The 18,447-nt window shown below is 42.7% G+C and carries 18 protein-coding genes and 1 other annotated feature; of the genes, 15 read left to right on the forward strand and 3 right to left on the reverse strand.

Features of this window, described 5'->3' with window-relative positions:
• Nucleotides 1-96: 96 nt before the first annotated feature.
• The 11 genes from NST16_RS02980 to NST16_RS03030 all read left to right on the forward strand — a co-directional run bounded on the left by NST16_RS02980 (nt 97) and on the right by NST16_RS03030 (nt 10,120).
• Nucleotides 97-234, forward strand: a complete 138-nt coding sequence (locus NST16_RS02980; RefSeq protein ID WP_010331569.1) for a hypothetical protein — start codon at nt 97-99, stop codon at nt 232-234.
• A 33-nt stretch (nt 235-267) separates the two neighbouring features.
• The gene (gene ytrA / locus NST16_RS02985) at nt 268-660 is read left to right on the forward strand and encodes a GntR family transcriptional regulator YtrA (RefSeq protein WP_168748581.1); all 393 of its coding nucleotides are present in this window, start codon (nt 268-270) and stop codon (nt 658-660) included.
• A complete protein-coding gene (ytrB, locus tag NST16_RS02990) occupies nt 653-1,531 on the forward strand; it encodes an ABC transporter ATP-binding protein YtrB (RefSeq protein WP_326218193.1) in 879 nt (292 codons plus the stop codon). The genes ytrA and ytrB overlap by 8 nt, the downstream gene beginning before the upstream one ends.
• Nucleotides 1,525-2,511 carry an ABC transporter permease subunit gene (locus NST16_RS02995; RefSeq protein WP_340883832.1) on the forward strand — a complete coding sequence of 329 codons (987 nt, stop codon included), beginning with the start codon at nt 1,525-1,527 and terminating at the stop codon, nt 2,509-2,511. The genes ytrB and NST16_RS02995 overlap by 7 nt, the downstream gene beginning before the upstream one ends.
• 31 nt (nt 2,512-2,542) lie before the next feature.
• Nucleotides 2,543-3,523, forward strand: a complete 981-nt coding sequence (ytrD, locus tag NST16_RS03000) for an ABC transporter permease YtrD (protein ID WP_340883834.1) — start codon at nt 2,543-2,545, stop codon at nt 3,521-3,523.
• Between the two features lie 14 nt (nt 3,524-3,537).
• A complete protein-coding gene (ytrE, locus tag NST16_RS03005) occupies nt 3,538-4,233 on the forward strand; it encodes an ABC transporter ATP-binding protein YtrE (RefSeq protein ID WP_340883836.1) in 696 nt (231 codons plus the stop codon).
• Nucleotides 4,223-5,533: an ABC transporter permease YtrF gene (gene ytrF / locus NST16_RS03010; protein WP_339177771.1), complete on the forward strand. Its 1,311-nt coding sequence runs from the start codon at nt 4,223-4,225 to the stop codon at nt 5,531-5,533. The genes ytrE and ytrF overlap by 11 nt, the downstream gene beginning before the upstream one ends.
• Nucleotides 5,534-5,634: 101 nt before the next feature.
• A complete protein-coding gene (locus NST16_RS03015) occupies nt 5,635-6,330 on the forward strand; it encodes a response regulator transcription factor (RefSeq protein WP_010331562.1) in 696 nt (231 codons plus the stop codon).
• On the forward strand, nt 6,323-7,327 hold the full coding sequence (locus tag NST16_RS03020; RefSeq protein WP_010331561.1) for a sensor histidine kinase: 1,005 nt from the start codon (nt 6,323-6,325) through the stop codon (nt 7,325-7,327). Before NST16_RS03015 ends, NST16_RS03020 begins: the two co-directional genes overlap by 8 nt.
• Nucleotides 7,328-7,428: 101 nt before the next feature.
• Nucleotides 7,429-8,190, forward strand: a complete 762-nt coding sequence (bceA, locus tag NST16_RS03025) for a bacitracin ABC transporter ATP-binding protein BceA (protein WP_168748575.1) — start codon at nt 7,429-7,431, stop codon at nt 8,188-8,190.
• A complete protein-coding gene (locus tag NST16_RS03030; protein WP_340883837.1) occupies nt 8,180-10,120 on the forward strand; it encodes an FtsX-like permease family protein in 1,941 nt (646 codons plus the stop codon). The genes bceA and NST16_RS03030 overlap by 11 nt, the downstream gene beginning before the upstream one ends.
• Nucleotides 10,121-10,158: 38 nt before the next feature.
• Here NST16_RS03030 and NST16_RS03035 read toward each other — a convergent pair whose 3' ends face one another.
• Nucleotides 10,159-10,905 carry an LMBR1 domain-containing protein gene (locus tag NST16_RS03035; RefSeq protein ID WP_340883838.1) on the reverse strand — a complete coding sequence of 249 codons (747 nt, stop codon included), beginning with the start codon at nt 10,903-10,905 and terminating at the stop codon, nt 10,159-10,161.
• 189 nt (nt 10,906-11,094) lie between these two features.
• Here NST16_RS03035 and NST16_RS03040 point away from each other — a divergent pair, with 189 nt between their 5' ends.
• Entirely contained in the window at nt 11,095-12,288 is a 1,194-nt protein-coding gene (locus NST16_RS03040; RefSeq protein ID WP_340883839.1) for an MDR family MFS transporter, read from the forward strand.
• 30 nt (nt 12,289-12,318) lie between these two features.
• Here NST16_RS03040 and NST16_RS03045 read toward each other — a convergent pair whose 3' ends face one another.
• Nucleotides 12,319-13,104, reverse strand: a complete 786-nt coding sequence (locus NST16_RS03045) for a blue-light photoreceptor (protein WP_010331556.1) — start codon at nt 13,102-13,104, stop codon at nt 12,319-12,321.
• Between the two features lie 402 nt (nt 13,105-13,506).
• Between NST16_RS03045 and NST16_RS03050 the strand changes: the two genes are divergently transcribed.
• The 3 genes from NST16_RS03050 to NST16_RS03060 all read left to right on the forward strand — a co-directional run bounded on the left by NST16_RS03050 (nt 13,507) and on the right by NST16_RS03060 (nt 17,111).
• Entirely contained in the window at nt 13,507-13,842 is a 336-nt protein-coding gene (locus NST16_RS03050; RefSeq protein WP_003223352.1) for a DUF4257 domain-containing protein, read from the forward strand.
• A 103-nt stretch (nt 13,843-13,945) separates the two neighbouring features.
• Nucleotides 13,946-14,160, forward strand: a binding site (T-box leader).
• Nucleotides 14,161-14,268: 108 nt separating this feature from the next.
• Complete coding sequence (gene leuS, locus NST16_RS03055) at nt 14,269-16,683, forward strand: leucine--tRNA ligase (RefSeq protein ID WP_340883840.1); 2,415 nt, start codon at nt 14,269-14,271, stop codon at nt 16,681-16,683.
• 116 nt (nt 16,684-16,799) lie between these two features.
• Nucleotides 16,800-17,111 carry a rhodanese-like domain-containing protein gene (locus NST16_RS03060; protein WP_229146448.1) on the forward strand — a complete coding sequence of 104 codons (312 nt, stop codon included), beginning with the start codon at nt 16,800-16,802 and terminating at the stop codon, nt 17,109-17,111.
• 23 nt (nt 17,112-17,134) lie between these two features.
• Here NST16_RS03060 and melA read toward each other — a convergent pair whose 3' ends face one another.
• Entirely contained in the window at nt 17,135-18,433 is a 1,299-nt protein-coding gene (gene melA / locus NST16_RS03065; protein ID WP_339177757.1) for an alpha-galactosidase MelA, read from the reverse strand.
• Nucleotides 18,434-18,447 lie beyond the last annotated feature (14 nt).

The raw sequence follows: 18,447 nt of genomic DNA on the forward strand, positions 1-18,447 counted from the left end.
CTGCAAAGTATTTATTGTGTTAAGTGTACTAATTGAAGTAATACACTATAGACACTAATGAAAATCATTTATATATTGAATTTAAGGGAGGCAGTTATGAAACATAAAAAACAAAACAAACGTAACGTGCCAATGCTGATCGCGGCATCTATGATCGCTTGTTCTTTTTTTCTTGTCCTTGTGATGATCGGTTTTGAATGGCAAAAAAGTATAATTGATTCGTTTTATTTATGAAAGGTTCAGATCGTATAGAAAGTAGGGAAGTAAATGATTCAAATCGATCCAAGAAGCTCAACGCCCATTTACGAACAAATTATTCAGCAAATGAAAGAGCTTTGTTTGAAAGGGATCATGAAGCCTGGTGATAAGCTTCCTTCTGTCAGAGAATTGGCGACGATCATTATTGCGAATCCGAATACTGTCAGCAAAGCGTACAAAGAGCTTGAGCGAGAGGGTATTATTGAAACGCTGCGGGGCAGAGGGACCTATATATCGGAAAATGCAAAAACGACACTGGTTGAAGGGAAGATGACGATGATTAAAGAGCAACTCAAACAGCTCATCATCGATGCACATTATGCGGGGGTTGAGCTGGAGAAACTGCAAGAATGGATAAAGGAAATCAGCGCTGATGTGAAAGGGGGTAAGAGTGATGATTGAATTAAGACAGCTGTCAAAGACGATTGACGGCAATCAAGTATTAAAAGACGTTTCTTTAACAATTGAAAAAGGGGAAATTTTCGGGCTGCTCGGCCGGAACGGATCGGGTAAAACGACGATGCTCCGTTTAATCCAGCAAATTATTTTCGCGGACAGCGGAACGATTCTGTTTGACGGCGTAGAAATCAAAAAGCATCCGAAGGTGAAACAGAATATCATCTACATGCCTGTTCAGAATCCTTTTTATGACAAGTATACATACAAGCAGCTTGTTGACATCCTGAGAAGGATTTATCCGAAGTTTGATGTCACCTACGCGAATGAGCTGATGAACAGATACGAAATTCCGGAAACGAAAAAGTACCGTGAGCTGTCGACGGGCTTGAAAAAACAGCTGTCGCTCGTTCTGTCGTTTGCAGCGAGACCGGCACTGATTCTTCTTGATGAGCCGACGGACGGAATAGATGCAGTGACAAGGCATGATGTACTGCAGCTGATGGTCGATGAAGTGGCTGAGCGTGATACGAGCATCCTGATCACCTCCCATCGCCTTGAGGATATTGAACGGATGTGCAACCGAATTGGTTTTCTCGAAGATAACAGACTGACCAACGTCATGGATATTGATGAGTTAAAAGAAGAATACATTAAAATTCAAATGGCCTTCGATACAGATGTCAATTTGGCCATCAGAGAGCAAAACATTCCGATGCTTGATCAGGCCGGTGTGTTCTATACGGTGCTGATCCCGAAAAGCGATGAGGAGAAAAAGAGCTTTTTGAGAGAGCTGAAGCCAAAAGTGTGGAATGAGCTTCCTGTCAACTTGGAAGAAGTATTCATCGCGAAGTTTGGAGGGAAGCGGAGATGGTAGACCGAGGTCTCCTCTATCGAGAGTGGAAGCAGAATCAAGTGGTGCTTTTGTTAAGTATTGTGTTTTTAGTGCTGGCAAATCCTTTAACGATTTATCACTCATATTCTTTAAACGAGTCATGCCTAGCACATTCAGATCCAAAACTATGTGCATTTTTTGTAGATTACCACATAGACAGCATGATTCAAATCAATTGGGTGATAGGGATTATACTGGCAGTATGTTTGGTTGGGCTTGAACGTTCGAGAGGTACGATGGACTTTTTGTTAGGTCTTCCATATAAAAGAAGCCAAATTTTTCAAACGAAATTTTGGCTAGGCGCAGTTGTCCTTGTGCTTTCGCAATTAGTCGGATTTTTATTAGCATGGCTGCTTATTCTTTTCTTAAAACCTGAACAAGTAAACTTTTTTGAACATGGAAGCATTGGTGTTATGATCACTAGCATTATGTTTTACTCATTAGTAATGGCCGCTGGGACGTTAACTGGAAACGCTTTTGCTCAGTTGTTGACAGCTTTTGCAACTTCTGTATTGCCATATTTGATTATCGTTTTGCCATTTTCTAATATTGAGATTATCTCAGGGGTTCAAATTTGGAAAATATTACCTAATGTTGAATATTACTTCGATTTTGAAAATAATTTGATGGACTTTTCCCCAATTGCTTATGTGGATTCAAGTTGGGTGGCGGAAAGTAAATACTTATTACTAATCCCTGCAGTAATGAGTATTCTCTTTTATTTCATTGGTTATAAAAGTTTTATAAAACATCATAATGAGCGTAATGGATACTTTTTCTTATGGAAAACATTAGATCGACCTATCCAAATCCTTGTCATCGTGTTAGGAATCCTGGGTTTTGGTATAGTGGGGCATTCTGCTGGTGAATCCATAGCGGGTTACATTATCGGAATGATTATCGGAGGAATTGTAGGATTTTTGATCAGTTATTTTTCCATCTTTAAAAAAGTAAGACATTAAGATAACGGCTTAAAGTTTGGAGGGAAGTAAAATGCCGGATTCCGGTCTGCTTTATAAGGAGTGGAAACAAAATAAAGTCGCCTTAGTTATCACCATTTTGGTTTTTATACTAGGTAATCCCTTATCGATTTTAAATATGTATCTCATCTATCAAGGCTGTGTCACTGGAAAAGAAAATTGGGTCGGCCCCTGCGTATTCAGCGTTGATTATTTAAACAGCACATTTATCTCAGTATTTTGGATTTGGGGAGTCGTTTTGGCGGTCAGCCAGCTGGGGATTGAACGAAGCAAGGGCTTGTTTGATTTTACTTTAAGTCTTCCATATACACGCGGGCAGATATTTATCGCAAAGTTTGTGCTCGGCGGAATGATGATTGTGGTTCCGCAATTCATAGGATATGTTTTATCCGTTCTGCTGCTATTGCTTTTGAAACCTGATCAGGCCGTTTATTTTCACAACTACAGCTTGGGAATGATCATTGTCAGCATGCTGGCTTATTCTTTGGTTATGGCTGGCGGAGCTCTGACGGGCAATACTTTTGCACAGCTTTTGGTTTCAGCTACTGTTACGATTTTGCCTTTTTTGCTCATGACTCTTCCTGCTATCAACCTGGAAATCCTTCTTGGCGGAACAGTAGAGTTTATACATGGTCCTGTGCCCGAATGGGTGCAGTATCTATTCCCGGTTACTTACGTTGTGCCGAACTGGGTTGAGGATTCTCCATATTATTTAGTGATTCCAGCCATCATGACGATCATCTTTTACATTATCGGCTACATCAGTTTTGTCAAACTGTCTAATGAACGGAACGGATATTTCTTTTTATGGAAACCGCTTGACCGCCCGGTACAGGTCATTGTCATTATCATTGGAATCATGGGCTTCGGGTATTTTGGATTTGCCGCAACGGAAAGCTTCGCCGGCTACATATTTGGCATGGCTGCTGGCGCCGTGATTGGTTTTCTTATCAGCTATTTTGCGATTTATAAAAAAAACAAAAAACATTTATAAGGGAGAGAGAAAAGATGATTGATGTTCAGCATATTAACCATTCTTTCACGATCGGAAAAAAGGGCCGTGAGAATGAAGTGCCTGTCTTAAAAGATGTCTCGTTGACTGTGGCGAAAGGAGAAATCGCCTGTATCGTCGGACGAAGCGGGTCAGGGAAATCAACGCTTCTGAATTTAATATCAGGCTACATCTCACCGACTAAGGGGCGGATTGTGATTAACGGAAATGATGTCACGGGCTTTAATGAAAAGGAATGGGCTACGTTCCGCCTTGAACACTTTGGGTTTATATTTCAAAGCTTTCAGCTCATCCCGGGCTTAACGACGTATGAAAATGTGGAAATGCCGCTGGCGTTAAAAGGGATCAAGCCGTCAGAGCGCAAGAAAAAGGTACAGGATATGCTGAAACGCGTCGGTCTTGAAAACCATGCCGCTCACTATCCTAATGAACTGTCGGGCGGACAGCAGCAGCGTGTCAGCATTGCGAGAGCGCTGATTTTAAATCCGTCGATTATTTTAGCGGATGAGCCGACGGGAAGCCTTGATTCAGAAACGGAACAGGAAGTGCTTGAATTGATTCAGCAGCTGAACCGTGAGCGGGGCATTACATTTGTGATTATTACCCATGACGATGAAGTGGCTTCAATCGGACACTCAAAATTCCAGCTGCATGACGGTGTGTTAAAAGGGGGTATTACCGTTGAGATTTAAGGATCAGGTTCATTTTATCAGAAGAAATATGAAGAAAAACAGGCTCCGCGTCTTTATGACCATTCTTGCGACAACAATGGCGTGTGCGTTTTTAGTTGTGCTGTCGTCGGTTGGATTCGGGATTCAAAAGACAATCACAGATATGACAATGAGCCAGCAAATTGTGACTAAAGTCAGTGTAATGGGCAAGGAAGGGGATAAGCCTATTAATAAAGCTGATTTAGAGAAGTATGATCATGTAAGGTCAGTTGTAGAACGAACGCAAGTGTATGAACCAAACAAAGCAACTTTAGGAAATCGCACAAATGAAAGCTCTAATCTCATCTTTACCAATATGAACGATGAATTAAAAGCAAATATGGAATTAGAAAAAGGAAGAGTCGCAAAGTCGGAAAATGAAATCGTAGTAGGATACGACTTTGCAAAGAGATTATTGACGAAAAAAGAATCTGAAGAATATAACAAAAAAATCGAGGAAGCAAATGGAAACCCCGAGGATATAGAAGAACCAAAGGGTTATACGAAAGACATCCTGAACAAAACGATTGAATTAAGTGTATCAAAAACAGACCCTAAAACAGGGGATGTTACGAAAACAAAAACATATGACTTTAAAATTGTCGGTATTACAAAAAAACCATCTCAAGATTGGATGGAGGATTCAAACATCTTCCTTAGTGACCAGTTCAAGAAGGACTTTTCGGAATTTTTGGACTTCAAGGGCGGGAATGTTGAAAAAAATGTTGGCGTTTATGCTGATAAATTTGAGAATGTGGAACAGCTGACAAATGATCTAACAGATGACGGATACTATGTCACATCAGTTACTACCGAGCTTGAAGGAGCCAACACGTTCTTCATGGTCTTTAAAATCGGCCTGATCTTTGTCGGATGTATCGCGGTTATCATTTCAGCCATTGGAATATTTAACACGATGACGATGGCGGTTACAGAAAGAACGCAGGAGATCGGCATTATGAAAGCCATTGGGGCAAGTCCGTCTATCATTCGCCGAATGTTCTTGATGGAAAGTGCGTATATCGGAATTTTAGGCTGTGTGATCGGGATTATCATTTCTTACGGCGTGAGTTACCTTGTCAATCTGGCCGTTCCGATGATTCTCGCGGCGACAAGCGGAGGCGAAGCGGGCGATCTGAATTATACGTTTTCTTATATTCCGCTCAGCCTTGTCATCATTGCGGTTGTGATTTGCGGCGGTGTCGCTGTGATCTCGGGTATGAACCCAGCCCGAAAAGCAACAAAAACCAACGTGCTGACAGCATTAAGAAGAGAGTTGTAATCAAGAAAAGCCGGCTGAACCAGCCGGCTTTTCTGTATAGCGCATCAACAAGATTTGCTATACACTTGACATAAAAAAAAGGAAAAAGTGCGGTGAGTCCATTGTTTAAACTTTTGCTGATAGAAGATGATAAATCGCTGTTTCATGAAATCAAGGAGCGTTTAACGGGATGGTCCTATGATGTATACGGCATTCAGGATTTCAGCCAAGTGATGCAGGAATTTGCGTCAATCAAACCCGATTGCGTCATTATTGATGTTCAGCTCCCTAAATTTGACGGGTTTCATTGGTGCCGGCTGATCCGTTCCCGGTCAAATGTTCCGATTCTCTTTTTATCCTCCCGTGACCACCCTGCTGATATGGTCATGTCGATGCAGCTGGGAGCGGATGACTTTATTCAAAAGCCGTTTCATTTTGATGTGCTGATTGCGAAAATCCAAGCCATTTTCCGGCGTGTATACCACTATAATACGGAGCCCGGCACGCTGAAAACATGGTGCGGGGCTGCTGTAGACGCGGAGCAGAACCTCGTCAGCAATGACAAAGGCTCTATTGAACTGACTAAAAATGAAATGTTTATTTTAAAACACTTAATTGAACAAAAAAACAAGATTGTCAGCCGCGATGAGTTAATCAGAAGCCTGTGGAACGATGAGCGCTTTGTCAGCGATAATACGCTGACCGTCAATGTCAACCGCCTGCGGAAAAAATTGGACGAATTGCAGCTTGGAACATATATCGAGACGAAGGTCGGCCAAGGCTACATGGCGAAGGAAGAGGATCATTTCTATGATTAAAGCATTCCTGATCGAAAGACGAAGCTGGATTGCCGCATTTTTGCTGCAGCAAATTCTGATTTTGTTGATTGCCTTTGTCGATCCGTCTATTCCATTTAAAAATGTTCTTTATATTGTTTATTTGTGTGTCCTGATCTTTGTTGTGTTTGTTATCATCCGTTTTCGGAAAGAAACCGCATTCTTTAAAAGCCTCGAAGAATGGGAAAATAATCTTGATGTCACAGCCATAAGTGAACCGGAGACGCCGTTTGAAGAGTTGATTGAAAAAAGCATCTCCGGACAAACAGAACATTTGAAGCACTCTGCATTGCGGAATCGCATGGCATTAGAAAACGAAAAAGATGAACTGATGGCGTGGATACATGAGGTCAAAACACCATTAACAGCGCTGCATTTAATCATCGATCGGATGGAAGACCCTTCATTAAAAGCCCAGCTATCGTATGAGTGGCTGCGCATCCATCTGCTTCTTGATCAGCAGCTTCATCAAAAGCGCATGTCCTTTATCGAAAATGATCTGTCTTTAGAGATGATCAAGCTTAAGCCCTTGATTATCAAAGAGATCAGAGACTTGCAATCGTGGTGTATACAGAAAGGAATCGGGTTTGATATTCAGCTGGAGGCAGAGAAAGTCTTGAGCGATGCGAAATGGCTGGCTTTTATCATCAGGCAGCTGCTGACCAACGCCGTAAAATACAGTGAAGCAGCTGATATTGTGATCAACAGCTATGAGAAAGACGAGCGGAAGGTTCTTGAGGTAAAAGATTTTGGAAGGGGCATTGACAGGAAAGACGTCTCACGAATTTTTGAAAAAGGGTTTACATCTACAACCGATCATCATAATCAGTCTTCTACGGGCATGGGGCTGTATCTGGCAAAGAGAGCCGCAGAACCGTTGCTGATCGATATCGATGTGCATTCAGAGCTTGGAGCTGGAACAACCTTTACCTTAACCTTTCCGAAACGAAATCAATTCGAACGTGTCATTAGCGTGTGACGAAAATGTCACATGCTTTTCTTTTTTATTCGCCTAATCGAAGGAAAAGCCCGTCGATCCTTTTTATAATAACAGTATCCAATATAAAGGAGACTACGGACATGATGATTTTAGAAGCAAATAAAATTCGAAAAAGCTATGGTAACAAGCTGAATAAACAGGAAGTGCTGAAGGGCATCGATATTCACATTGAAAAGGGCGAATTCGTCAGCATTATGGGTGCCTCAGGGTCGGGCAAAACCACTTTGCTTAACGTTCTGTCCTCGATAGATAAGGTCAGTCACGGAACGATCAACATTAACGGAAACGAAATGACGTCCTTGAAGGAAAAGCAGCTGGCTGAATTTAGAAAACAGCACTTAGGCTTTATCTTTCAGGATTACAATTTGTTAGACACATTAACAGTGAAAGAAAATATCCTTCTGCCGTTATCGATCACGAAAATATCAAAAAAGGAAGCACACCGCAAGTTTGAGGAAGTGGCGAAGGAATTGGGAATTTATGAATTGCGGGATAAGTACCCGAATGAAATTTCCGGCGGCCAGAAGCAGAGAACATCCGCCGCAAGAGCGTTTATTCATGACCCGAGCATTATTTTCGCTGATGAGCCGACTGGCGCGCTCGATTCGAAATCAGCCTCTGATCTATTAAATAAACTGAGCCAGCTCAATCAAAAACGCAGCGCCACAATTATTATGGTTACCCATGATCCCGTTGCAGCGAGCTACTGCGGCAGAGTCATTTTTATTAAGGATGGTTTGATGTATACGCAGCTGAATAAAGGGGGCCAAGACAGGCAGACGTTTTTCCAGGATATCATGAAAACACAAGGCGTGTTAGGCGGGGTGCAGCATGAACATTAATCAGCTCATTCTGCGAAATCTGAAAAAGAATATCAGGAATTATTACCTCTATGTGTTTGCCTTAATCTTTAGTGTGGCGCTTTATTTCGCATTTGTCACACTCCAATATGACCCGTCCATTAATGAAGTAAAAGCTTCTATTAAAGGCGCCGCGGCTATTAAAACCGCTTCAATTTTGCTTGTGGCTGTTGTATCAATCTTTATTTTGTATGCCAATACCATTTTTATTAAAAGACGGAGTAAAGAGATCGGGCTGTTTCAACTAATCGGAATGACAAAGCACAAGATCTTTCGTATCTTAAGTGCGGAAAATATCATGCTGTATTTCGGCTCGTTAGCCATCGGGGTTTTTGCCGGATTTTCAATATCAAAGCTTGTGCTCATGATCTTGTTCAAAATCGTAGATGTCAAAGCTGATGCGAAACTGCATTTTTCTGGGCAAGCCTTGGTGCAAACAATCATTGTGTTCTGCGGCATTTATCTTTTGATTATGATCATGAATTATACGTTTATCAAAAAACAAAGCATTTTATCTTTGTTTAACGTAACGTCTTCCACTGAGGATAAAGTGAAGAGAATCTCTTTTTTCCAGATGCTGATTGGTGCGCTAGGCATCGTGTTGATTTTAACGGGATACTACGTGTCTTCTGAGCTGTTTAGCGGAAAATTCAAGACCATAAACGAATTGTTTTTCGCAATGAGTCTTATCTTAGGTTCCGTCATTATCGGGACGTTTCTCTTTTATAAAGGATCGGTTACGTTTATCTCGAACATCATTCGGAAAAGCAAGGGCGGCTACTTGAATATCTCAGAGGTTCTGTCACTGTCATCAATTATGTTCAGAATGAAATCGAACGCGTTGCTGCTGACGATTATCACAACCGTTTCAGCGCTCGCCATCGGGCTGTTATCCCTTGCTTATATTTCGTATTACTCGGCAGAAAAAACTGCTGAACAAAATGTAGCGGCGGATTTTTCATTCATGAATGAGAAAGATGCCAAACGATTTGAAAGCAGTTTGAGTGAAAATGACATGTCGTACGTCAAAAAAGAAATGCCTGTCCTGCAATCGTCTTTTGATCTCACAAATATCATGGATGGAACTTCGAAAGAAATGCAGGGCGATCCCGGCAACACACAACTCGCTGTTGTTAGCGATAAAGATGTAAAAGGCGTGGATGTGGCGGCTGGGGAAGCGGTTTTCTCAGGCTACACCGACTTGCTGCAAAGAATAATGGTTTTAAAAGACTCCGGCAGCATTAAAGTCAAAAGCAAGCATGAGACACAATCATTACACTATAAAGGATTAAGAGAAGAGTTTCTTGTATCCTACACGTTTACAAGCGGGGGAATGCCTGCAGTCATAGTAGATGACAACCTGTTTAAACAGCTGAACAAAGATAAAGACCCTCGCATTCAGCTGGCGCAATCTGAATTTATCGGCATCAATATGAAACATGGAGATCAGCTTGAAAAAGCAAATGAGCTTTTTCAAAAGGTGAACAAGAAAGATCTACATTTATCAAGGCTGGATACAAGTATTGCGCAAAAATCTCTTTTTGGTATGGTCATGTTCATCGTTGGTTTCTTAGGTTTAACATTTCTCATCACCTCGGGGTGTATCCTTTACTTTAAACAAATGGGTGAAAGTGAAGAAGAAAAACCGAACTATACCATCCTAAGAAAACTCGGTTTTACACAGGGTGACCTGCTGAAGGGGATACGCATCAAACAAATGTATAACTTCGGCATTCCATTGGTGATCGGCCTCTTTCACAGTTACTTTGCCGTTCAATCCGGCTGGTTCTTATTCGGATCAGAGGTATGGTCGCCGATGATTATGGTGATGGTGTTATATACTGCACTCTATTCTATTTTCGGTATTCTGTCGGTTCTTTATTATAAAAAGGTGATTAAGTCGGCATTGTAAAACAGTAAAAGCTCCAGAGAAACTGGAGCTTTTACTGTTTATCGTTTCGGCGCCCGATACCCGGCTGCCTCAGCCTCTTCCACTGAACAAAACATGTCAGCAGGGTCTGTCGTCCGGTCATAGTATGTACTGCCCGGCGTATGATAGATGCCGTTTTTGCTGCCTTTGATAAGACAGCCTTCTGCTGTATCAGCTGAACTGGTTTCGTTGCTTTTATTCGTGCTGGTTGAAGATTGTTCGCTGTTTTCTTTCGTGCTGGCTGTTCGGTTTTGCGCCTCTGCTAATTGCTTTTCAAGCTTTGTTTTATCTTGTTGAAGGGCTTCATTTTCAGCCTTTGCTGTTTTGGTATCTTCTTTGAGCTGTTTTTGTTTTTCTTGAAGTTCTTTATTTTCTGCTTTTAATGATTTCTGAGTCTTTTTTAATTCACTATTTTCTTTCTCCAGCTGCTTGAGCTTGTCTTGATCTTTTGTATTGTCTTTCAGTTTCTTTGCTTCAGAGCTGATGGCTTCATACTCTTTCTCAAGTGCTTCATGCTCTTTTTTAAGACTTTTATATTCAGTGTTTAGAGCTGAATATTTTTTATCAGCATTTGCTGCGGCAGCGTCAGGTTCTGACAAAGCTGCTCCGGTGAAGAGCAGAATGAGGCCTCCAATAAAAAGCGGCCAAAAGAGTTTTTTAGAGAATCGTTTTTCCTTTTTCAGCACATATCTGACGAGATGGTATACTCCATAGCCAAGTGAAAAGAGAAATGCAAAAAAACCGAGGAATGCGAATGCCATTTCCATGAAATTTACCCCTTTTTCTATTTATTTTACAATTTTTGAGTAATATTTGTTAGATTTTTTCACACTCATCTGTTGAAAAATATGAGATAGACAGATAGAATGAATGTGCTATGATAACTGGATTCGTACGGAGCCTTTTGAGGTTTCCGTTTTTTCATGAGCTTTTATAGATAAGAAAGGGGGATCAGTATGCCGCGCGCATTGAAAATTTTAGTGATAGGGATGTTTATTAATGTGACGGGGGCATCCTTTTTATGGCCGCTTAACACGATCTATATTCATAATCATTTAGGAAAGTCGTTAACGGTCGCGGGGATTGTCCTTATGCTGAATTCCGGCGCCAGTGTGGCAGGGAATTTATGCGGCGGGTTTTTGTTTGATAAAATCGGCGGGTTTAAATCCATCATGCTCGGAATTGCGATTACGTTAGCAAGTCTGGTGGGTCTCGTCTTTTTTCATGATTGGCCGTTTTATATTGTGCTGCTTACAATTGTCGGGTTTGGTTCGGGTGTTGTTTTTCCGGCCAGTTACGCAATGGCTGGATCAGTGTGGCCTGAAGGGGGAAGAAGGGCATTTAATGCGATTTATGTCGCGCAAAACGCAGGCGTTGCCGTCGGTTCTGCGCTTGGCGGCGTAGTGGCGTCTTTCTCGTTTTCATACGTATTTTTGGCGAATGCCGCGTTGTATGTGGTTTTTTTCTTTATCGTATATTTCGGATTTCGAAATATTCAGACGAAGGATGTGTCTCAAACGTCTGTGCTTGATTATGATGCTGTAAGCAGCAAAGCGAAATTTACGGCTCTGGTCATATTGAGCAGCGGGTATGTGCTCGGATGGCTGGCATATTCTCAATGGTCTACCACCATTGCCTCGTACACGCAAAGTATCGGAATGTCTCTTTCTTTATATAGTGTGCTGTGGACGATTAACGGAATTTTAATTGTGGTTGGACAGCCGCTTGTCAGCTTTTTTGTGAAAAAATGGGCTGAGTCGCTAAAAGCGCAAATGATCATTGGTTTTGTCATTTTTATTGTGTCTTACAGCATGCTGCTGACTGCGAAGCAATTTCCAATGTTTTTGGCTGCCATGGTGATCTTGACCACCGGGGAAATGCTTGTTTGGCCTGCGGTGCCAACGATTGCCAACAAGCTTGCGCCTAAAGGGAAAGAAGGGTTTTATCAAGGGTTTGTGAACAGCGCTGCGACAGGTGGCAGAATGATAGGGCCTTTGTTCGGAGGCGTGCTCGTCGATCATTCCGGCATTCACGCTCTCGTTTTATCTCTTTTGGTTTTACTTATGATCAGCATAGTCACGACGATTTTATACGACAAACGATTAAAATCAGCTGATAAAGCGAATAAGCAGGCTTCAGTTTCTTCATAAAAAAGATCCCGCCGGATGAGCGGGATCTTTTTACATAATCGGAAGCACGTTCACGGCATCCTTTACATTAGAATATGTTTTCAGCGATGAGAAATTAGCATCCAGTTTATTCATCTTCATGGCCAATTCGGGCTTAATGCCGGTAATGATTAATTCTGTTCCGGTCAATTTCAGCAAATGGCTCAGCTTGAAAATCTGGTCGGCGGTTTGTTCATTTACTTGGGCCAATCCTGATAAATCAATAATCAAATAATCATCTTTGGATGTTGATAAAATATTCGTCAATGTGCTGACGATGGAATTAAATCGCTCCTCTGTCAGGTTGCCGACTAGCGGAAGAGCCGAAATGCCGTTGCGAATCGGCACAATAGGAGTTGAAAGTGCAGTAATTTCTGTGAGGGAATCCTCGAGAAGCTGTTCATACTCTTTTTGCTTGGTGATGTCTTTTTGGATTCCGACAAAATAGGTTTTGTCTTCTATTTCCAGCGGATCAATATTTAACTCATTCCAGAACATCGTTCCGTCTTTTTTATAGTTTTGAATCTGAACTGTAACGGGCTCTTTATTTTGTAAACCGGCTCTGATGTTGTCCACTTCACCAGCGTCTGTATCTTTCCCCTGTAAGAAGCGGCAGTTCTTTCCTAAAATTTCCTCGGCCTCATAACCGGTCATTTGAACAAAGCCTTGGTTTACGTAGACAATCGGATTATCTTCAAGTGCAGGATCTGTAATCACTACACCGACTCGCGCGTGATCAAGCGCTTTTTTGATGACGTCCAGCTGTCCTTTTATTCCGAATGATTGAAAACTACCCATATAATTCCCCCTTAGGCCGCCAGCTTGCTGTGCGAAAGCCTGATATTCCCCTTTTTTTAATGAATTCTACAGTAACCGTAGCACAACACATGTTCTGATTCAAGCAAGCGCAGTTTGTTGTTTGTCATTCGGGCTTGTCCTCGTATACACTAAAAATAAGAACAGAGTTTGAACATATGAACGGAAAGGTTTCTACATGCTAAATAAGTGACTAGGTAAATGTCACTGGGTGAAAAATGAATCTAATGCATCAAGCTTACCGATCATGTGTTCACATATAATGGAAGAAACAAGCTTTTTTCAGATTTGCCAGTATGTAGATATCGAAAATCATCGGAATCGTTTAAGGGGGCTGGATGGCCTGAAGTCGCTTTACGAAATAAGGGCTTTAGGAAGGTGATGATGAAGATGCTGCATCAGGTATTAATTGCTTGTGTAATTGGAGGAATCATGGGGATTCTCGGTCATGTGAAAAAGAGAGGCAGACTGGAGAAACCCAGGATGACAAAGCGGTTTATCTATCTTGGATTTTTGGAAGATTGGTTTATCGGCATGACGGCTTCCATTTTACTTGTACTATCCGCTGACCCCGATTCAGGAATTCAACTTGTCATCTTATCCATAATCTCAGGCTACGGCGGTGAAGCTGTTCTCAGAAGCTTTGATTTTGTAAGAGAAATGAACAGCGGCGGCGAACCGGCCGAGTCGAAACGTCAAACCAAAACTCCACCAGAATAATTGTCCTCAATCTTCGCCCGTTCAGGGTACATTCCCATTGTATACAAACCTGCTTGCACTTATGAACAGAATTCTATAAAATACAGTTAAGATTACGGTTGCGAAAAGAACAATGAAGAGGAGCAGTAAGAAGCAGATATTGTTTCAGAGAGTTGACGGCTGGTGAAAGTCAATCAAGTTTGTTTCCGAACTCACCTCAGAGTTGCAGCGGTGAAAAGCCGCTGACGCATAACTGCGTTAAAAGTATCAAGTGAGTGCGGCGTCTGCCGCGCTAACGAGGGTGGTACCGCGGGAAAACGAAAGTCTCTCGTCCCTTTTAGGGATGAGGGAGTTTTTTTTAGTTTGGGAATATTCTGAATATAATCCTCCCTGTCCCGTCAATACTTGAACATAAACGCCGTATTCAATCAGAAGGAGGTTTTTACTTTGAGTTTTCAGCACAAAGAGATAGAAAAGAAATGGCAAAATTATTGGCTGGAAAACAAAACATTTGCCACTCTTGATCATAATGAGAAACAAAAATTTTACGCACTGGACATGTTTCCTTATCCGTCTGGAGCGGGTCTTCACGTCGGACACCCTGAGGGCTATACAGCGACGGATATCCTCTCCCGCATGAAGCGCATGCAGGGCTATGACGTCCTTCATCCGATGGGCTGGGACGCATTCGGTCTGCCGGCTGAGCAATACGCCCTCGACACCGGGAATGATCCGGCAGTGTTTACGAAGCAGAATATCGATAATTTCCGCCGCCAAATCCAGGCGCTCGGTTTTTCATATGATTGGGATCGTGAAATCAACACGACAGATCCTGAATACTATAAATGGACACAATGGATTTTCTTAAAACTATACGAAAAGGGTCTTGCTTACGTTGATGAGGTGCCGGTTAACTGGTGCCCCGCACTCGGTACGGTTCTAGCCAACGAAGAAGTCATTGACGGAAAGAGTGAACGCGGCGGCCACCCGGTCGAAAGACGCCCGATGAAGCAGTGGATGCTGAAAATCACAGCTTATGCGGACAGGCTTCTTGATGACTTGGAAGAGCTTGATTGGCCGGAAAGCATTAAAGACATGCAGCGCAACTGGATCGGCCGTTCTGAAGGTGCGCACGTTCATTTTGGCATAGATGGACATGATGAATCATTTACGGTGTTTACAACAAGACCTGATACATTGTTCGGCGCTACATACACTGTCCTTGCTCCGGAGCATGCTTTGGTAGAAAAAATCACAGCTGCTGAGCAAAAAGAAGCTGTCGAAGCTTATATCAAAGAAATTCAATCAAAGAGTGACCTTGAGCGCACGGATCTCGCGAAAACAAAGACAGGCGTCTTCACTGGAGCTTATGCGATCAATCCTGTAAATGGTGAAAAACTGCCGATCTGGATCGCAGATTACGTTCTTGCTTCATACGGAACTGGTGCAGTCATGGCTGTTCCCGGTCACGATGAGCGTGATTTTGAATTCGCCAACACATTCGGCCTTCCAGTCAAGGAAGTCGTGAAAGGCGGAAATGTTGAAGAAGAAGCGTACACAGGCGACGGCGAGCATGTGAACTCTGATTTTCTGAATGGACTTAATAAACAGGAAGCGATTGAAAAAATGATCGCTTGGCTGGAAGAAACGAAAAACGGCGAAAAGAAAGTCACTTACCGTCTGCGCGACTGGCTCTTCAGTCGCCAGCGCTACTGGGGCGAGCCGATTCCGATCATTCATTGGGAGGACGGAACGTCAACAGCTGTGCCGGAGGAAGAACTGCCGCTGATTCTGCCGAAAACAAACGAAATCAAACCGAGCGGCACCGGCGAATCACCGCTTGCGAACATTAAAGAGTGGGTTGAAGTCACAGACCCTGAAACAGGGAAAAAAGGAAGAAGAGAAACGAATACAATGCCGCAATGGGCGGGAAGCTGCTGGTATTTCTTGCGCTACATTGATCCGCACAATCCGGATCAGCTGGCATCACCTGAGAAAATGGAAAAATGGCTTCCGGTTGATATGTATATCGGCGGCGCGGAGCATGCTGTGCTTCACCTTCTGTATGCCCGTTTCTGGCACAAGTTCCTTTACGACATCGGTGTAGTGCCGACGAAAGAACCGTTCCAAAAGCTGTATAACCAAGGAATGATTCTCGGTGAAAACAACGAGAAAATGAGTAAATCAAAAGGGAACGTTGTCAACCCTGATGAAATCGTTGCATCTCACGGCGCTGATACGCTGAGATTGTACGAAATGTTCATGGGACCGCTTGATGCTTCAATTGCCTGGTCTGAATCAGGCTTAGACGGCGCACGCCGCTTCCTTGACCGCGTATGGCGTCTGTTTGTTGAAGACAGCGGAGAGCTAAATGGCAAAATCGTTGAAGGCGCCGGTGAAACATTGGAGCGCGTCTATCATGAAACAGTCATGAAAGTGACAGATCACTATGAGGGCCTGCGTTTTAACACAGGTATTTCTCAGCTGATGGTCTTTATCAACGAGGCCTATAAAGCGTCAGAGCTGCCGAAGGAATATATGGAAGGCTTTGTGAAGCTCCTATCTCCAATCGCGCCTCATCTCGCGGAAGAGCTGTGGGAGAAATTGGGCCATAGCGGTACGATTGCATATGAGGCTTGGCCTGTATATGATGAAGCTAAACTTGTTGACAATGAAGTTGAAATTGTTGTTCAGCTGAACGGAAAAGTGAAAGCGAAACTACAGGTTCCTGCAGATGCGACGAAGGAACAGCTGGAACAGCTTGCTCAAGCAGATGAAAAGGTCAAAGAGCAGCTTGAAGGCAAAACCATTCGAAAAATTATCGCAGTGCCTGGCAAGCTTGTCAATATTGTGGCAAACTAATCTTGGAAAAATCCCCTTTGTCAAAAAGGGGATTTTTTCATCAGTTCTCTGAATAGCAATCGTCCGGCTGAGTTTGATATACTGAACATGATTATTGGTGAATAGGAGTGTTTTCTTTGGAAATAAAAGAAATCAGCACAGCTGCTTTGAAAGAAAAAATCGAGGCGGATGAAGAATTGTATTTGATTGATGTCAGAGAAGATGAAGAGGTTGCGGAAGGCATGATCCCGCAAGCGGTTCATATTCGCATGGGAGATATTCCTGAAAAAATGGACACCCTCGATAAAGACAAAGAGTACACTTTTATCTGCCGCTCAGGAATGCGCAGCATGAATGTCTGCAAGTATTTGGATGAGCAAGGCTTTAAAACAGTCAACGTAGAAGGCGGCATGATGGCCTGGGAAGGCGAAACGAAACCGAAAAACTAGGGGAGAGATCACCCCTAGTTTTTTTATTTGTATGCTGGAAGCCAATCGCCGTGCGCTTCAAATAAATCATCACACATCGAAATAATGTCATTGATGGACAGCTCTGCACTTGTATGCGGGTCAAGCATAGCTGCCTGGTAGACAGCTTCTTTTTTCCGTGTAACAGCAGCTTCAATGGTCATCAGCTGTGTGTTGATATTCGTTCTGTTTAACGCTGCGAGCTGCTCAGGCAGTTCTCCTGCAAAGCATGGGGTTATCTTTTTTCTGTCGGCAACGCATGTCACTTCGACGACCGCTTTGGAAGGAAGGTTTGTGATAAGCCCGGTATTTAACACGTTTCCTCCGAAGGTGAATGGCTGATTCGTTTCCATCGCTTCTATTATTCTTGAGCCATATTCTTTTGAACGTTTATGGGTGAGGTTTTTATTGTTAACAATGTCATCCCTCATTTTCTCCCAATCTTCTATCTGTTTCACGCATCTTCTTGGATATTCGTCTAGCGGGATCTGCAGCTCGTTGATTAATTCAGGATAGTTTCGTTTAATAAAATAAGGATGGTATTCTGCGTTGTGCTCTGATGATTCCGTGACGTAATAACCGAACTTATCCATCAATTCAAACCGCACCATATCTTGATGCTTTGTTTTTTGCTTTTCTCTCGCTCTCTTTTTGATTTCGGGATATAAATCAGCGCCGTCCTTTTTCACTTCCAACAGCCATGCCATATGATTGATGCCTGCGATTCGTTCTTCAATCCCAGCGTGCTCCATACCGAGAGATTTAAATAAATCTCTTGTACACACTTGGACGCTGTGGCACAGCCCGATCGTTTTCACATCCGTATAGCGAAGCATAGCGCCAGTCAGGGAGGCCATTGGGTTTGTATAGTTTAAAAACCAGGCGTCGGGGCACATTTCCTCAATATCTCTTGCGATATCAAATAACACAGGGATAGTCCTGAGTGATCTGAATATCCCGCCGATGCCCACCGTGTCGGCAATTGTCTGCCGTAATCCGTATCGTTTAGGAATCTCAAAATCGATGACTGTGCTTGGTTTATAGCCTCCGACCTGTATGGCATTAATCACATAGCCCGCATGCTGCAAAGCCAGTTTTCTGTCATCATAGCTGTTGATAACGACGCTCGGATTATAGCGGTCTCTCAAATTTTCGAGCATAAGCTGAGATTCCTGCAAGCGTTTTGCATCAATGTCGTAAAGCGCAAATTCAAACCCATTTAACGCCTCCGTTAACAAGCAGTCTCCTAAAACATTTTTTGCGAAAATTGTGCTCCCTGCACCGATAAATGTGATTTTTTTCATGTCGCTTCCTCCTT

The sequence above is a fragment of the Bacillus sp. FSL K6-1005 genome (assembly GCF_038000225.1).
In the GTDB taxonomy this organism is placed as follows: Bacteria; Bacillota; Bacilli; order Bacillales; family Bacillaceae; genus Bacillus; species Bacillus mojavensis.

Bases quoted from the DNA above. Each gene is read 5' to 3' on its own strand.
- NST16_RS02980 (WP_010331569.1), top strand. From the start codon at position 97: ATGAAACATAAAAAACAAAACAAACGTAACGTGCCAATGCTGATCGCG.
- NST16_RS03020 (WP_010331561.1), top strand. From the start codon at position 6,323: ATGATTAAAGCATTCCTGATCGAAAGACGAAGCTGGATTGCCGCATTT.
- NST16_RS03040 (WP_340883839.1), top strand. From the start codon at position 11,095: ATGCCGCGCGCATTGAAAATTTTAGTGATAGGGATGTTTATTAATGTG.
- ytrD (WP_340883834.1), top strand. From the start codon at position 2,543: ATGCCGGATTCCGGTCTGCTTTATAAGGAGTGGAAACAAAATAAAGTC.
- NST16_RS03030 (WP_340883837.1), top strand. From the start codon at position 8,180: ATGAACATTAATCAGCTCATTCTGCGAAATCTGAAAAAGAATATCAGG.
- melA (WP_339177757.1), bottom strand. From the start codon at position 18,433: ATGAAAAAAATCACATTTATCGGTGCAGGGAGCACAATTTTCGCAAAA.
- NST16_RS03050 (WP_003223352.1), top strand. From the start codon at position 13,507: ATGAAGATGCTGCATCAGGTATTAATTGCTTGTGTAATTGGAGGAATC.
- bceA (WP_168748575.1), top strand. From the start codon at position 7,429: ATGATGATTTTAGAAGCAAATAAAATTCGAAAAAGCTATGGTAACAAG.
- NST16_RS03035 (WP_340883838.1), bottom strand. From the start codon at position 10,905: ATGGAAATGGCATTCGCATTCCTCGGTTTTTTTGCATTTCTCTTTTCA.
- ytrB (WP_326218193.1), top strand. From the start codon at position 653: ATGATTGAATTAAGACAGCTGTCAAAGACGATTGACGGCAATCAAGTA.
- NST16_RS03045 (WP_010331556.1), bottom strand. From the start codon at position 13,104: ATGGGTAGTTTTCAATCATTCGGAATAAAAGGACAGCTGGACGTCATC.
- ytrE (WP_340883836.1), top strand. From the start codon at position 3,538: ATGATTGATGTTCAGCATATTAACCATTCTTTCACGATCGGAAAAAAG.
- NST16_RS02995 (WP_340883832.1), top strand. From the start codon at position 1,525: ATGGTAGACCGAGGTCTCCTCTATCGAGAGTGGAAGCAGAATCAAGTG.
- ytrA (WP_168748581.1), top strand. From the start codon at position 268: ATGATTCAAATCGATCCAAGAAGCTCAACGCCCATTTACGAACAAATT.